The organism is Janthinobacterium sp. Bl 1 (genome assembly GCF_058215535.1).
In genome coordinates this window covers 3053297-3068785 of sequence record NZ_CM177086.1, presented here as the reverse complement: position 1 = coordinate 3068785, position 15489 = coordinate 3053297, and the positions used below count along the sequence as shown (strand labels likewise).

The window sequence follows — 15489 nt, the reverse complement described above, 5'->3', positions numbered from 1 at the left end:
GGATGTTCCGTCAAAGAAATGTGGAGATTCGATGGAGACAGCGAAGAATGCTAGACTAATTGCATGAACTATCATCACAGCGCCAGCCAGCCCTCCTTCCTTGCCACCACGCCGCCTTCCGCCCTCGTCCTGATCGCCGAAGATGAACCGCAAATCGCCCGCATCCTCGCCGGTTACCTCGAGCGCGACGGCTACCGCACGGCCTTCGCGCACGATGGCCAGGAAGCGCTGAACCAGCACCTGGCATTGGCGCCGGACCTGCTGCTGCTCGACGTGCAAATGCCCCGTGTCGATGGCTGGGGCGTGCTGGCGGAAGTACGCCGGCGCGGCGAAACGCCCGTCATCATGCTGACGGCGCGCGACCAGGATGCGGACAAGTTGGCCGCCTTGCGCGTGGGCGCCGACGACTACATCATCAAGCCCTTCAATCCGGCCGAAGTGGTTGCCCGCGTGGCCGCCGTGCTGCGCCGCTCGCGCGTGCGCCACCATCCGGTGGGCGGCCAGCGCCTGCGCTGCGGCCCCATCGAAATCGACCAGGAAACGTATGTGGCCAGCGTGCTGCACGATGGCATGGCCCAGCCTCTCATGCTCAGCCTGACGTTGACGGAGTTCCGCCTGCTGGCGCACCTGGCACGCACACCGCGTCGCGTCTGCAGCCGCCTGGAATTGCTCGAGTCGTGCATGCCCGAGAGCAATTCGATGGAACGCACGGTGGACAGCCACGTCAGCAAGCTGCGCAAGAAGCTGGAAGAAGCGGGCGTGATGAACATGCCGGCCAGCCTGCGCGGCGTGGGCTACCGTCTCGAAAGCGAGCTCTGATGCGTTTCACAGGCTTGAACCGGCAGATCATCCTGTCGATGTCCGTGCTGATGGTGTGCAGCATCCTGATCATCTGGATCGGCTCCTGGACCTTCTTCGCCATCGCCTTCAAGATCGATCCCGGCATGCTGTCCGAGCCAGACGACTGGTCACCCAGCACGGTCGAGTGGCTGTGGATCTTTGCCATCACCATCTTCGGCCTGTGCCTGGCCGCGTTTTTCGCCATCAAGCTGGCTTCGCGCATCCTGAAACCGATCAATTCCGTGATGGACAGCGTGCGCCGCGTGGCCCATGGCGACCTGTCCGCGCGCGCGTTTGCCGGCGACCGCAGCCTGGGCGAGACGGCCATGCTGGTCGACGATTTCAACAGCATGGCCGAGCGCCTGCAGCGGGGTGCGCAGGAAAGCGAAACGTGGAATGCGGCCATCGCGCACGAACTGCGCACGCCCGTAACCATCCTGCGCGGCACCTTGCAAGGCGTCGTCGATGGCGTCTTCAAGCCCGAGGAAGTGCCGTTTTCCAGCCTGCTGGCGCAAGTGGAAGACCTGGGCCGCCTGATCGAGGACTTGCGCACCCTGAGCCTGGCCGACAGCGGCCACATGCAACTGCGCATGGCGTGGACGGACCTGACCCTGGAAATCGAGGAAGTGGGCCGGTTGCTGGCGCAGGAAATGGAAGCGGCCGGTTTTACCTTGCAGCTGCACCTGTCCGACCATCCCGTCTGCTGCGACGCGGCGCGCATCCGGCAAATCGTGCTGGCCCTGCTCGATAACGCGCGCCGCTATGCGCATCCGGGCCTGCTGCGCGTGCGCACCCGCGTGCTGGCCGGCCAGTACTATCTGAGCGTCGAAGATGCGGGCCCCGGCATTGCCGAGGAATTGGCGCCGCACGTGTTCGAAGCATTCCGCCGCGGCGACAGCGCCAGGGTCGACCTGAACGCGGGCAGCGGCCTGGGGCTGGCCGTGGTCGAAGCCATCGCGCGCGCCCACGGCGGCAGCGCCGTCTGCACGCGTGGCAAGGCTGGCGGGAGTCTGTTCACCATCAAGTGGCCGGTCGAGCATGCGGCACCGCCGCCCGCCGGCTAACTACGCCGGCGCGCGCAGCATGTCGACAAAAGCGCGCAGGACGGCTGGCATCTGCCGCCGGCTCGGGTAGTACAGGAAGTAACGGGGCGGCGGCGGCAGGCAATGCTCCAGCACGCACGCCAGGCGCCCCGCCGCGATATCGGCGTGCGCATCGGCCTCGTACACATACGCCAGCCCCGCGCCATCGCGGGCCGCGCGCAGCATCAATTCATCATCGTCGAACACCAGCGGGCCGCCGACGGCGATGCTGAAGCCCTCGCCTGCCTGCTCGAACTCCCACGCATACTGGCGCCCGCTGGGAAAACGCCGGCCTATGCAGGCGTGGGTCAGCAGCGCGCGCGGCGTGCTTGGTGCGCCATGCGCGGCCAGGTAGGCGGGCGATGCCACCACCACGAACGGCTGCGGCGCGCCGACAGGCACGGCGATCATGTCGGCCGCCACCTGCTCGCCGAAGCGGATGCCCGCGTCAAAACCATCGCGCACGATATCGATCATGCCGTCGTCGGTCACCACTTCCACCTGCACGCGCGGATAACGGGCGACAAAACTGGCCAGCATGGGCGCGAGCAGCAGCCGGGCGGCGGGACGGGGCACGTTCAGGCGCAGCTTGCCTGCAGGCACATCCTGCAAGGTGCTCAGGTCCAGCAAGGCATCGTCGATTTCGCGCATGGCCGGCGCCAGCCGCGCCAGCAGCAGCTGTCCCGCCTCCGTCGGCGTGACGCTGCGCGTAGTGCGGTTCAGCAGGCGCACGCCCAGCCGCTCTTCCAGCGCGCGCAGCGCATGGCTGAGGGCGGAGGCGGACACGCCACGCTCCAGGGCCGCCTTGCGAAAACTGCGCAGGCGGGCGACGGCGGCAAAAGCCGTCAATTCATTGAGGTCAGCCATTATTCATGAGTTTCATTCAGCAATACATGCAGGATAAGCTATCTTATCGCATGCAGTTCCTTCGCCCATACTCTAGCATCCTTTTTTTGAAAAGGAATGACAATGGAACACAGAACACTGGGCAACTCCGGCTTGCGCGTCGCCCCCATCGGCCTGGGCTGCATGGGCATGAGCTTTGCCTACGGCGGCGCGGACGAGGCCACCTCGCTGCGCGTGCTGCACCGCGCAGTGGAACTGGGCGTGACCCTGATCGACACGGCGGAAGTCTACGGCCCCTACGCCAACGAGGAACTGGTGGGCCGTGCCCTGAAGGAACTGCGCGGCAAGGTCAGCATCGCCACCAAGTTCGGCTTCAAGATCTTGCCCCACGGCCAGGGCGTGGAACGCATGGCGGGTGTCGACAGCCGCCCCGAGCACATCGTCCAGGCCGTGGAAGCGTCGCTGTCGAGGCTCGGCATCGAGTGCATCGACTTGCTGTACCAGCACCGCGTGGACCCCGCCGTGCCCATCGAAGACGTGGTGGGCGCCATGGCAGGACTGGTGCGGGCGGGCAAGGTACGCCACCTGGGCCTGTCGGAAGTGTCGGCCGCCACCTTGCGCCGCGCCCACGCCGTGCATGCGATTGCGGCCGTGCAGTCCGAATACTCGCTGTGGAGCCGCGACGTGGAAGCCGAGGTGCTGCCCGCCTGCCGGGAAATGGGCATCGGCTTCGTGCCCTACAGCCCGCTGGGCCGGGGCTTCCTGACGGGCCAGCTGAACTCCAGCGCCGCGCTGGCGCCAGACGACTACCGCCACAGCCTGCCCCGCTTCCAGCCTCCCGCGATGGCGGCCAATGCCCACCTCGTTGCCGAACTGCAGCGTCTGGCGGCCGCACGCGGCGCCACGGCGGCGCAACTGGCGCTGGCCTGGCTGCTGGCGCAAGGTACCGACATCGTGCCGATACCGGGCGCCCGCAGCCTGGCGCACCTGGAAGAGAATGTGGCCGCCGGGCAAATCAAACTGAGCGACACCGAGCTGGCCGCCATCGGCGCCGCCATCGCGCCCGCCAGCGTGCTGGGTGCGCGCTACCCGGACGTGGAGCTTGCCATGGTTGGCCTGTAGACAACCATGCTGGAGTGCGCTAACTTGAGTACGGTAAGCAATTCTTTGCCCCTTTGCACTTGAAATGCCCGAATCCGCTATCATTTCCAATCTGAACTATTCATTATGAAAGGGATTTACATGTCCGATTTGCTCGAAACACTGCAATGGCGCTACGCCACCAAGAAAATGGACCCGACGAAAACGGTGCCGCAAGACAAGGTCGAGCGCATTCTGGAAGCCGTGCGCCTGACGGCCAGCTCCAGCGGACTGCATCCTTACGAAGTCTTCGTCGTGACGAATCCCGCCCTGCGCGAGCAGATCAAGCCGCATGCGTGGAACCAGTCGCAAGTGACGGACGCCTCGCATCTTCTGGTGTTTGCCGCCTGGGATAATTACACGGTCGAACGCATCAACAAGATGTTTGACCTGGTCAACACCGTGCGCGGCTTCAAGAATGAAGGCTGGGAAGCGTACCGCCAGCAAATCCTGGCCACGTATCCTCAGCGCGATGCGGAAACCAACTACCAGCACGCGGCGCGCCAGGCCTACATCGGCGTGGGCACGGCCCTGATCGCCGCGGCGCAGGAAAAAGTCGATTCGACGCCGATGGAAGGTTTTGATCCGGCCAAGGTCGACGAGATCCTGGGCTTGCGCGAAAAAGGCCTGCGTTCCGTCGTCATGCTGCCGCTCGGCTACCGCGCCGACGAAGGCGACTGGCTGGTGGACCTGAAAAAAGTGCGCCCTGCACGCGAGCAATTCATCACCGAGCTGGCCTAAGCGCTTCGCCCGTAATTGAAAAGCGGATGCCTTCACCGGCATCCGCTTTTTTCATTCAGGCCGCCTGCGGAAAACGCACCGTCACCTGCAGTCCCCGCCCCGCCTCCCCTTCGGCCAGCGCGATATCAGCCTGGTGGTGCTCGGCGATGTGGCGCACGATGGACAGGCCCAGGCCGCAGCCCCAGGCGTCATTGCCGTCGGGACGGAAGAAGCGGTCGAACAGGCGCGCATGGTGCTGTTGCGGCACGCCGGGGCCGTTGTCGGACACGCGCAGCAGGGGCCGCCCCTCTTCCAGCGCCGCCTGCAAGTCGACCCTGCCACCCTGCTGCGTGTAGCGCAAGGCGTTGTCGATCAGGTTATTCAGCAACACTTGCAAACCGTCGGGATCGGCTTGCACCAGCACTCTGGCCGGCGGCGCGTCCACCACGCCCAGGTCGATGTCACGGCTGTCGGCCAGCGCGCTGTGGTCGGCCACGGCCGCTTCCAGCAATTGTCCCAGGTCCACCGTGTGCAGCTGGCTGGCCGTGAGCGCCGTTTCATGACGCGCCAGGCTGAGCAGTTGCCGCACAAGATGCGTGCTGCGGTCCAGCCGTTCGTGCAGCCGCGCCAGCGCCACGCGGCGTTCTTCCTCGCTGCCAGCCCGCTCGGCCACCTGCAGCTGCAGTTTCAGCGCCGTCAGCGGCGAGCGCAATTCGTGCGCGGCATCGGCAACAAAGGTGCGCTGCGCCGTCAGCGCCGCCTCGAACTGGCCCATCAAACTATTGAGCGCCAGCGCCACGGGGCGCAGTTCGGGCGGCATGTCGTCGGCCGCCAGCGGCGTCAACGTATCCGGCGAACGTCCCGCCACGGATTCGGCCAGCCGGTGCAGCGGCGCCAGCGCACGCCCCACGACGACGACGATCAGCAGCGCCAGGATCAGCGCGAACACCAGCAGCGGTGCGCCAGCCCGCATGGTCATCTGCCAGGCCAGCTGGTCGCGCACGGCCTGTGCCTGCGCCACCTGCACGTAGCGGCCCCGCCGCGTTTCGCCGTACAGGCGCCAGTCCTCGCCGTGCAGCACGACATCGGCAAAACCGGCCAGCGCATAGCGCGGCAATGCCGGCTGGCCCTGCAGGACGGGCAAAGGCTGGCCGTCCTCGTCCCACGCCTGCAGCACGAACGCTTCTTCCGGGTCTTGCACGGCGACCAGGCCCGCCTGCGGCTCGAACTCGTCGGGCAAGGCCACGGCCAGCTGGCGCAATTGCAAATCGGCCAGTTCATTGGTTTCCTCCAACAGCGAGCGGAACAGCGAAATGCCGGCGCCGAGCACGCACAGCAAGGTGGCGGCCAGCAAACCGAGCAGCAACTGGCGGCGGATGGTCAGCATGCCGCCACCCGCATCTTGTAGCCCACCCCGCGCACGGTCTGGATGCAGTCCGCGCCGAATTTCTTGCGCAGCTGGTACACGTACACGTCGACGGTATTGCTTTCCACTTCGCAATCCCATCCGTACAATTTTTCGCTCAGCTGGCGCTTCGACACCACCTTGCCCGGATGGTCGAGCAAGGCGCGCAGCACGGAAAACTCGCGCGGCGGCAATTTGATCAGTTCCCCCTCGAACGTCACGTCGTGGCTGGCCAGGTCGAGGATCAGCGCGCCATGCTCGATGACGGAGCGCGAACGGCTGACCCGGCGCCGCAGCAAGGCGCGGATGCGCGCCAGCAGCTCGTCGAGGTCGAAGGGCTTGACCAGGTAATCGTCGGCGCCACTGTCGAGCCCGTCGACGCGGGCCGGCGTGCCGTCGCGCGCCGTGATGATCAGCACGGGCAACTCGGCGCCCCGCGCACGCATGGCGCGCAGCACGTCCATGCCCTGCTTGCCGGGCAAGCCCAGGTCCAGCAGCATCAAATCGTAGGCGAAACCGGCCAGCGCCAGCTCCGCATCGTGGCCGTCGCGCACCCAGTCCACGGCATAGCACTCGCCGCGCAAGCCCTCGACCAGGCTTTCCCCGATCATCGGATCGTCTTCCACCAGCAACACGCGCACCTGGGCCTCTCGCAGTCTTGAAAATACCGCTATCTTAACGTGGCTGGAAAAAGCGGGCCTGGCAGCCGCATCTGCATGTGTCCGGCGCCCCTCGCACGAATTCACGATGCGGTGACTATGTGCGCATTTGACGCGTTTTTTATGCGGTATATTTTCCTTCCCTCCACGAATCTGGAAAGGCACGCCATGTCCAGTTCCACCCAAGATACCGTCATCGTCAAGGCGGCGATTTATCCGCCCATCGGCATTGCCCGCGTGGGCAACAGCCCCGGCGAATACTTTCTGGGACCGGAAGTGCCGGAACCGGCGGCGCGCCCGGCCGGCTACTACCGCGATGCGTCCGGGGCCATCAAGCGCCAGGCGGCGCTCTTTCGCATCTACGGCCTGAATGCCGCCGGCGTGGCGGTGGCCGAATTGAACGCCGGCAATGCCGACATCGAATGGTCCGTCACCCTGGCCAACACGAAAGCGGCGTGGTACCAGTTCCAGATCGCGCTCGACATTCCCGAGGCGCATGTCACTCAGCCCTCTTTCCTGCGCAATATGGCCGTCACCGACCGCGCAGCAATTTCCATCACGCCGGGCGAGCGCAAGATCAGCGGCAGCGAACAGCCGGCCGTGGCCTTCGACAGCGGCAGCTTCCTGGGCACGCCCGTCTACCTGGGCGAATTGCGCACGGACGCCATGGGGCGGCTGATCGTGCTGGGCGGCCATGGCAAGTCGGCCTCGTGGAATGGCGCGCGCGCCATCACCTTCGCCAACAACGAAGGCTGGCATGACGACACGGCTGACGGCCCCGTCTGCGCCACCGTCCACTACCAGGGCCAGGCCTTGCCCGTCGACATGGCCTGGGTGGTCGTCGCCCCGCCCGATTACGCGCCGCAGCAAAAGTCCGTGCGCACCATGTGGGACTTGATGCGCGACTTGTTTGTTTCCGAAGGCAAAATTGCCGCACCTGCCGTTCCCTCGTTCCAGGACGATATCCGCCCCATTTTCGAGCGCCTGTCCAACCTGCAATGGGTCAACGCGGGCTTCGCGGCCGCCTTCGGCTGGGATGGCAGCACGCCGTTCAGCCGCGACGAGTGGATGGCGCGCCTGGCCAGCCCGTCCGAAAACCGCAGGGAGTGGCGCAACGTCATCTATAACCAGTTCCGCCAGTTCGAGCGCGACGCCTGGGCGCCATCGCCGTGGCCGTGGCTGTATGGCGATGCGATGGCCATCCCGCCGGCAGACACGCCGCGCCAGAACTGCGCGCTGAGCAATCTGCAATTGCGCTTCCTGAAGCAATGGGCGGCCGGCGAATTCACGGCCGATTACGCGCCCGGCAAGACGCCGCCGCAAAGCCTGGCCGACGTGGACGTGGCGCAGCAACCGGACACCCTGCTGCGCGCGGCCATGGAATTCTGCCTGGCCGACGCCTTCCACCCGGGCTGCGAAATGACCTGGCCCATGCGCCAGGCCAGCATGTACAGCGCGCCGTTCCGCCTGGCGCACCGGCCGCCGGGCTGGGTCGAGCCCGATTACGGCGCCGTCCTGACGCCGGACAATATCGGCAGCCCCTGCTCGGCGCAAATCGCGGGCGGCGTGACGCGCTGGATGGCCGTGCCATGGCAGACGGACACGGCCAGCTGCCGCTCCGGCTACCAGTCCGATTACGATCCCTATGTGCCCACGTTCTGGCCCGCGCGCGTGCCGAACCAGGTGATGAGCAAGCTGGCCTACGACACGGTGATGAACCGCGAAGTACCCGTCGACGACCGCCTGGCCGCCTTCGCCCGGCGCGCCGCGTGGATACGTCCGCTGGGCAACATCAGCTATGAAGAGCAGATCAACAACATGATCGCCGACCTGGCGCAAGTGGGCGTGGTCGAGGTGCGCCCCGGCCCTGCGGACGTGACCGGCTTCCCCGCCTTCCTGCAGGTGGAAAACCTGCCGCAGCCGATAGCCGGCAAGCACCAGCTGCGCGCGGCGACAGCCATACCGGACGAGTTCGTCGACGTCGAACTGGAAGGCACGGAAAAAGCGCGCCATCTGCAGCGGCACCGCTTGTGACCTTGCTGCAGGCCGACGTGCTCATCGTCGGCGCCGGTCCGGCCGGCGCCACGGCCGCCCTGAACCTGGCGGGGCGGCACCGGGTGTTGCTGGTCGACCGGCTGGCCGCGCCGCTGGCGCGCATCGGCGAATCGTTGCCGCCGGCCACCGCGCGCCTGCTGCAGGACATGGGCTTGCTTGACGCCTTCCTGCGGCAGGGCCATGCGCCCTACCACGGCAACCGCGCCTGGTGGAACGGCGCATGGACGGAACACCATTTCCTCAGCGATCCCGATGGCCACGGCTGGCACCTGGCGCGCGGCACCTTCGACCTGTGGCTGCGCGACGAAGCGCGCCGGCGCGGCGCCGCCCTGCTGGCCTCGGCCACACTCGCGGGCATCACGCCGGAAAATGGCGGCTGGAGAGTACGGCTGCAAACGCAGCATGGCCCTTGCGACGCGGCCGCGCGCATCGTCATCGATGCCACGGGACGCAGCGCCCGGCTGGCCCGCAAAGTCGGGGCGCGGCGCCAGCGCGGCGACCGGCTGGTTTCAGTATGGCAATACGGACACGACCGCACGCCATCGGCACGGGGCTTTGCCCACATCGAGGCTTGCGAATACGGCTGGTGGTACAGCGCCCCCCTGCCCGGCCAGCGCCGCGTGCTGGCCCTGCATACGGATGCGGACTTGCTTGCCAGCAGCGCCTTGCGCGACGCCGGCTGGCTGGAAGCGGCGGCGCGCCGGCAGCCCGCTACGGGGGAATTGCTGGAGCAGCAAGGCTATGCGGCCGATACGCTCGCCATGGCGACGCCCGCGCATACGGCCAGCCTGGACGCCGGCGCCGGCCCAGGCTGGTTCGCCGTCGGCGACGCCGCCCTGAGCTTCGATCCGCTGTCGTCGCAAGGCATCTTCAACGCCCTGTATACGGGCCTGGCCGCCGCCGAGGCAGCCGACCGCACGCTGCAGGGCGAACTGCAAGCCTGCCAAGACTACAATGGGGAACTGGCGGCCATCGGCGGGGCGTACGAACGGCACCTGGCATATTGCTATGGCCAGGAAACGCGCTGGCCGATGGCGCCGTTCTGGAGCCGGCGCGTCCCGGCGCTCTAGCTGGCGCGAAAGGCGAATCTCCACAAGCAATGATAGAAAAATCGCATTGCCTCCCGCCATGTCCAGGCACGTCCCTGCTTGACTTCCCAGGCACGATTCGCTAACTTGGCAGTAAAAAAGCGTGTCGTCAGCGCCCTATGCCACTGTCCCGCACAGACCTTGCCCGCCGGCCTGCCCCGGCGCCAACTCCACGCTTTTCATATAGACGGGTATCCTGGACATGCCGACACACGATCATTCCCCGTCCCATCCGCTGTTCACCGCGCTGGCGCTGTCGCTGGGCGCCGCCGTCGCCCTGGGCCTGTCGCGCTTTTCCTATGGCTTGCTGCTGCCGCCCATGCGTGACGACCTGGGCTGGTCCTACCTGCTGGCCGGGGCCATGAACACGTTTAATGCGCTCGGCTATTTTCTCGGCGCCCTGGCCACGCCGGCGCTGATGCGCCGCCTGGGCGTGTGGCGCTTGCTCATCATTGGTTCCGTGCTGGCCAGCATCTTCATGCTGATGTCGGGCCTCGTCAGCGACACGACCACCCTGTTCCTGCAGCGCGTGTGCGCGGGCGTGGCCAGCGCCTTCATTTTCATCGCCGGCGGCGTGCTGGCGGCACGGCTCGGTTCCATGCACAGCCAGCGCGCCGGCTTCTACATCGGCCTGTATTACGGCGGCACGGGTTTTGGTATTGCACTGTCGGCCCTGCTGGTGCCAGCCGCATTGGCCGCTGCGCAAGACCACGGCGCCGCGCATGCCTGGCAATGGCCGTGGCTGGCCTTGGGGCTAGCCTGCCTGGCCGCCACCGCCATCATGGCCGTGCCGGCGAAGGCGATCGGCGAAGCGCCGCGCGCCCTCGACACGCCGCGGCGCTTCGCCTGGCGCGACTTTGCCCCCAGTCTGGCCGGCTACTTCATGTTTGGCGTCGGCTACATCGGCTACATGACCTTCGTCATCGCCCTGCTCAAGCAGCAAGGCATGAGCGCCACCCTGATCACCGTGTTCTACACCTTGCTGGGGCTGGCGGTGGTAGCGTCGTCGCGCATCTGGGCGCGCATGCTCGACCGCTACAAGGGCGGCGAATCGCTGGCGATATTGAACGGCGTGCTGGGCGCAGTTACGATCCTGCCCGCACTGACGAGCTTTGCGCCCGTCGTGTTCATTTCGGGCCTCGTCTTCGGCGCAGTGTTTCTGTCGGTGGTGGCGTCAACCACGGCCCTCGTGCGGCATAACTTGCCACCGCAATCCTGGACGGCCGGCATCAGCGCCTACACGACGGTATTCGCGCTGGGCCAGATCGTCGGCCCCATCGTCGTCGGCTGGATCGCCGACGGCCCCGCCGGACTGGAGCGGGGCTTGATCGCCTCGGCCATCGCCCTCTTCATCGGCGCCGCATTGGCATCGCGGCAAAAGGCGCTGGCGGCGGGCGCGTGAGCGGCTGTCTTCAGCTGCCGCCCTTATTGCGGTTTGGCATACCTTGCGACACCGGTGACATCGAACAGGACACAACGCTGATCTCCAATGACCCAGGCATCATGTCCCGGTGGCATATAGAAGACGTCACCCGGTCCATATTCCATTTCGGCGCCATCATTCATCCGTACCACCATCCGCCCCTCGAGAACCATGCCGGTATGCGCTGCCTGGCACGAATCCGTTCCCGCAATCGGTTTGACATGCAGGCTCCAACGCCAGCCAGGCTCAAATTCGCCGCGCCCCATGGTCTGTTCGCCTAGCGTAAAGACAGCCATCCGACCTGCCCCGTCCTTGAATGGACGCACTTCGTCCGGCGTATCCATGGATTTCTTTTCTAACATTGCACTCATGACTCGTCCCCCCTTTTGGAATTTCTGGAAGTATTCAATTTCCGAATCGGAATAACTGACATGATATAAAAATCACATCATTTTCCAATATAGTTTAATAATGGAAATTTACAAGCGGAGCACCTTGTTGCATTTGCCTCAAGTGAGAAGCCGGACTCGTACAATTGACACTTCCCGGCCACTACTTCAATATCCATTTAACCTTCGCAGAAAGAACACGATGAACACCGATGCACGAAAACTCCCCCCAACGATAGATTCCGAAACCCTGGAATTCATCCAAGGCCTGTTTGCCCTGGTGCGCGAAGGCGACACGCAACAACTGGGCGCCATGCTTGCCCAAGGCGTGCCGGTCAACTTCCGCAACGAAAAAGGCGACAGCCTGATCATGCTGGCCAGCTACCATGGCCACCTGGAAACGTCGCGCCTGCTGCTCGAAGCGGGCGCCGACGCCAACGTCCCCAACGACCAGGGCCAGACACCGCTGGCCGGCGTGGCCTACAAAGGCTACCTGGACATCGCCGAGCTGCTGCTCAAGCACGGCGCGAATGTGGAAGGCGCCAGCCCGGACGGCAAGACACCGTTGATGATGGCCGCCATGTTCAACCGCCTCACTATCCTCGACCTGCTACTGCAACACGGCGCCCGCATCGATGCCGTGGATAGCCGCGGCATGACTGCCGTTCAACTGGCCAAGAGCATGAATGCGCAGGAGACTTCGGCCCGGCTGATCAGCTTGGGGCAGATGGCATAGCCGATGCAGATATCGCCAGTAGTTTGCGACGGCCACTAGGCAAAAAAACCTAATAGCCAGAGCTTAGCTGTTTCATTGACCCGGCATTAGCCTAAGGTTCTGGACGGGAGATTATTCCCACTCGATGGTCAACGAGGTGGCTAAGCGCTTGATTTTTCAGTGATTTCCAAACCATTCAGTTGCCGATACCCTCAACAATACCCTCACCAGCAAAACCCGTCATTGCCAGTTTGTCGCGGGCGCGAGAGGAGAGGAAAGTCCACTCACTCACAGCAGCCATCAGATTCTTCTGGGCGACGCCGCCTTCATTTCAGCACATCAGCAATCGCAGTGGTCCAATCATTCAAAGATGCGCCAAGGCAGCAGCACCGCGCTGTCACACTGTCACGCGCGCAGTATCACGCACGCTATAGCGACAGAGACGAGGCCATGGCACGCGCTTATCTGTCAACCGCTTTTACCATGTCCCACATCGCCGCCGCTTTTCACGTGTCGAGCAAGACAGTCAGTCGGGCCGTATTGGCATTTAATAAAGCGCAACTTGCTGTCGATCAAGACGGCAAAGGTTGAGACCGTGTACAAAAGTCGGACCTGACCCCGCCCGCGTGCAACCTGCTGCAGATCGAGACGACTAAGGCTGAGATCGTGTACGAATGCCGGACCTGACCCCGGCCTCTCCGTTTTCCGTTACTTCGGAAACACTACGGAATATATTTCACGCAACCAAGAACGCACCTCATCCATTGAAACAAACTCATTGAACGTAAGCGAATTCACGAGTTGCGTTATATCATTTTCTTCCGAAATCATTGATTCAAATTGCTCCTTAAGTGCCACCACATCAAATTTTCTATTTCCACTTCGGACGTCATCAGCAAGTTCATTGATTTCGAACCATTCAACGTGACAGTAGTCGCGCAAGATTGATTTAATTGGCTCAGGCAAGTCGTTCATAATTAATCCTTTTATAGCTATTTTGGCTGTGGGAACATAGTGTTGAAATTCCAGTTTCCGTTGGCATCCTGTTTATAACGAGTGATCATATAGGAATCATTGCCAAAGACTGTATTTCCCGAACCGAGCGGCGCATTCTTTGGGCCATATCGCGTAACGCCATTAACGTAATTCCTGAAATTATCACCAAAAATATCGCGCAATGGAATTTCAACCTGGGCTCTCCCAGTTGTTGCGGTAGCTGTCGCATCTACAAACTGCTGGCTAGTTCTTGCTTTTCTTTCTGCAAAAACGTACGCCTCATCACTCAAAGAGGCGGGGTCAGGTCCGCCATTCCGACACGGCCCCAGCCATACCCAACCTAAAACCTCTGCGCAATTTCAGTGCCAATGCATAAGGCTCAGATATCCTGTACCGTATGACGCGACCACTACGACTTGAGTTTACCGGTGCTCTCTACCACGTTACTTCGCGCGGCGACCGGCGTTGCGCAATTTATCGTGACGATACTGATCGCCTTGCTTGGCAAGAAGTATTAGAACATGTGTGTGAACGGCACCATTTTATCGTGCACAGTTTCTGCCAGATGAGCAATCATTATCATCTTCTCGTTGAAACGGTCGAGGCAAATCTGTCACAAGGCATGCGCCAACTCAATGGCGTTTATACCCAGCATTTCAATCGACGCCACAAGCTTGTCGGGCACGTATTACAAGGCCGCTACAAAGCCATCTTGGTGCAGAAAGAAAATTATCTATTGGAATTAGCCCGCTACATCGTCTTGAATCCAGTCCGGGCGCACATGGTGGCATCACCCGACGACTGGTACTGGAGCAGCCATCACTACGTTTTGGACGATGCAATGCCTCCATGCTGGTTGACGCGTGACTGGCTCTTGAGCCAGTTTGGCGCTACGCGTGACGAGGCGGTCGCCAACTATTCTCGATTTGTCGCTGCCGGGATGGGCGAAACTAGTCCGCTCATCCATACCTGCCACCAGATGCTTCTGGGCGATGTCGCCTTCGTTTCGGCACATCAGCAATCGCAGCGCTCCGATCCATACAAAGATACGCCAAGGCAGCAGCGCCGCGCTGTCGCGCTATCACTAGCGCAATACAAAGCCCTCTATAGAAACAGAGACGAGGCAATGGCACGCGCCTATCTCTCAACCGCTTTTACCATGTCCCACATCGCCGCCGCTTTTCACGTCTCAAGCAGGACAGTCAGTCGAGCCGTATCGGCATTTAGTAAAACGCAACCTGCTGCAGATCGAGACGACCAAGGCTGAGATCGTGTACGAATACCGGACCTGACCCCGGCCGACCCGGCGCCCGCATCGATGCCGTGGACAGCCGCGGCATGACCGCCGTTTCACTGGCCAAGAGCATGAATGCGCAGGAGACGCTGGGCCGCCTGGTCAGTTTGGGGCAGACTGCGTGAATGCGGCGGTCTGATCTGCCCCGGTGTTGCTGCCCCGAGCATCAATAAGAATTTCACGGCGAAAACAAGGGCTTGCCATTTCGACACAACCTCGCCATGCCAATGCTAAGTCACCTATAAATTATCGCAACGAACCATCTCTAAATGCATCCTCCTCATAACCCAGCTCCATAGAGAATTTATTGGCATCAACATTTACTGTAAATTCGCAACGTGTCCATGCAGGCTGATTATTAGCAACCATGAATTTCTGATGTGCGGTAGCCAAGTAATGGAGCTTCATCGTATCCGAATCACCGATGGAGAACTCGCTCTCATTAACTCCGTTGTTCGAATAAAATTCAAACTGACTGACATCGCCTTCCGGAGAAAGGGCAGCAATCATCAAAATTATTTTTGCATCCGCTGGAGCAATCTTATACAAACATTGTCCAATCTCATTAGTTAGTTCAATATCTTTTGATTCCATTTTTATTCAGTAAATTTAAATTTAAAGCAGCAAGATAAATTTTATTAAGGAAATATTATTCTGAAACTGAGGTTAATCTTGCCAGCGTTTCGCCTGGATAGCCATGAACCCTGGAATACCTTTGGGCCACCTCAACCGCTTCCCGCTCCCGCACCACGCATGATCCCACCCGCGTACTTGAGCGAGCGGAAATATGCAATCTAACCGTATCTGCCTTTGAAAACTGCACCTTGCTGCACATAA

The 15489-nt window shown here is 62.4% G+C and carries 15 protein-coding genes; 9 read left to right on the top strand and 6 right to left on the bottom strand.

The features are described 5' to 3' along the window. Nucleotides 1–63: 63 nt before the first annotated feature. Together AC4BCN_RS13750 and AC4BCN_RS13745 are read left to right on the top strand one after the other, a co-directional pair. Nucleotides 64–819 carry a response regulator gene (locus tag AC4BCN_RS13750; RefSeq protein ID WP_070306005.1) on the top strand — a complete coding sequence of 252 codons (756 nt, stop codon included), beginning with the start codon at nt 64–66 and terminating at the stop codon, nt 817–819. Then, on the top strand, nt 819–1904 hold the full coding sequence (locus tag AC4BCN_RS13745; protein ID WP_034754789.1) for an ATP-binding protein: 1086 nt from the start codon (nt 819–821) through the stop codon (nt 1902–1904). The genes AC4BCN_RS13750 and AC4BCN_RS13745 overlap by 1 nt, the downstream gene beginning before the upstream one ends. On the opposite strand, the gene AC4BCN_RS13740 is transcribed toward AC4BCN_RS13745, so the two are convergent. After that, the gene (locus AC4BCN_RS13740; RefSeq protein WP_490493521.1) at nt 1905–2789 is read right to left on the bottom strand and encodes a LysR family transcriptional regulator; all 885 of its coding nucleotides are present in this window, start codon (nt 2787–2789) and stop codon (nt 1905–1907) included. Nucleotides 2790–2891: 102 nt separating this feature from the next. On the opposite strand from AC4BCN_RS13740, the gene AC4BCN_RS13735 reads away from it, so the two are divergent. Both AC4BCN_RS13735 and AC4BCN_RS13730 read left to right on the top strand, forming a co-directional pair. Further along, on the top strand, nt 2892–3890 hold the full coding sequence (locus AC4BCN_RS13735) for an aldo/keto reductase (protein WP_490493520.1): 999 nt from the start codon (nt 2892–2894) through the stop codon (nt 3888–3890). 120 nt (nt 3891–4010) lie between these two features. After that, nucleotides 4011–4649, top strand: a complete 639-nt coding sequence (locus tag AC4BCN_RS13730) for an NAD(P)H-dependent oxidoreductase (protein WP_070306009.1) — start codon at nt 4011–4013, stop codon at nt 4647–4649. Nucleotides 4650–4704: 55 nt separating this feature from the next. Here the strand turns inward: AC4BCN_RS13730 and AC4BCN_RS13725 are convergent, their stop codons facing one another. Both AC4BCN_RS13725 and AC4BCN_RS13720 read right to left on the bottom strand, forming a co-directional pair. After that, the gene (locus AC4BCN_RS13725) at nt 4705–6015 is read right to left on the bottom strand and encodes an ATP-binding protein (protein ID WP_490493519.1); all 1311 of its coding nucleotides are present in this window, start codon (nt 6013–6015) and stop codon (nt 4705–4707) included. Then, on the bottom strand, nt 6009–6674 hold the full coding sequence (locus tag AC4BCN_RS13720) for a response regulator transcription factor (protein ID WP_436481008.1): 666 nt from the start codon (nt 6672–6674) through the stop codon (nt 6009–6011). The genes AC4BCN_RS13725 and AC4BCN_RS13720 overlap by 7 nt, the downstream gene beginning before the upstream one ends. 186 nt (nt 6675–6860) lie before the next feature. Here AC4BCN_RS13720 and AC4BCN_RS13715 point away from each other — a divergent pair, with 186 nt between their 5' ends. The 3 genes from AC4BCN_RS13715 to AC4BCN_RS13705 all read left to right on the top strand — a co-directional run bounded on the left by AC4BCN_RS13715 (nt 6861) and on the right by AC4BCN_RS13705 (nt 11237). Next, a complete protein-coding gene (locus tag AC4BCN_RS13715) occupies nt 6861–8726 on the top strand; it encodes a LodA/GoxA family CTQ-dependent oxidase (protein ID WP_490493518.1) in 1866 nt (621 codons plus the stop codon). Then, nucleotides 8723–9817: a tryptophan 7-halogenase gene (locus tag AC4BCN_RS13710; RefSeq protein WP_490493517.1), complete on the top strand. Its 1095-nt coding sequence runs from the start codon at nt 8723–8725 to the stop codon at nt 9815–9817. The genes AC4BCN_RS13715 and AC4BCN_RS13710 overlap by 4 nt, the downstream gene beginning before the upstream one ends. A gap of 220 nt (nt 9818–10037) precedes the next feature. After that, nucleotides 10038–11237: a YbfB/YjiJ family MFS transporter gene (locus tag AC4BCN_RS13705; protein WP_456149470.1), complete on the top strand. Its 1200-nt coding sequence runs from the start codon at nt 10038–10040 to the stop codon at nt 11235–11237. A gap of 23 nt (nt 11238–11260) precedes the next feature. Here the strand turns inward: AC4BCN_RS13705 and AC4BCN_RS13700 are convergent, their stop codons facing one another. Then, on the bottom strand, nt 11261–11620 hold the full coding sequence (locus AC4BCN_RS13700; RefSeq protein WP_490493516.1) for a cupin domain-containing protein: 360 nt from the start codon (nt 11618–11620) through the stop codon (nt 11261–11263). A gap of 229 nt (nt 11621–11849) precedes the next feature. On the opposite strand from AC4BCN_RS13700, the gene AC4BCN_RS13695 reads away from it, so the two are divergent. Further along, entirely contained in the window at nt 11850–12383 is a 534-nt protein-coding gene (locus tag AC4BCN_RS13695) for an ankyrin repeat domain-containing protein (protein WP_490493515.1), read from the top strand. Between the two features lie 687 nt (nt 12384–13070). On the opposite strand, the gene AC4BCN_RS13690 is transcribed toward AC4BCN_RS13695, so the two are convergent. Continuing rightward, nucleotides 13071–13337, bottom strand: a complete 267-nt coding sequence (locus AC4BCN_RS13690) for a hypothetical protein (RefSeq protein ID WP_072453872.1) — start codon at nt 13335–13337, stop codon at nt 13071–13073. Between the two features lie 418 nt (nt 13338–13755). Here AC4BCN_RS13690 and AC4BCN_RS13685 point away from each other — a divergent pair, with 418 nt between their 5' ends. Next, on the top strand, nt 13756–14625 hold the full coding sequence (locus tag AC4BCN_RS13685; RefSeq protein WP_072453873.1) for a transposase: 870 nt from the start codon (nt 13756–13758) through the stop codon (nt 14623–14625). A 273-nt stretch (nt 14626–14898) separates the two neighbouring features. Here the strand turns inward: AC4BCN_RS13685 and AC4BCN_RS13680 are convergent, their stop codons facing one another. Then, nucleotides 14899–15246, bottom strand: a complete 348-nt coding sequence (locus AC4BCN_RS13680) for a hypothetical protein (protein WP_139248293.1) — start codon at nt 15244–15246, stop codon at nt 14899–14901. Nucleotides 15247–15489: the final 243 nt, after the last annotated feature.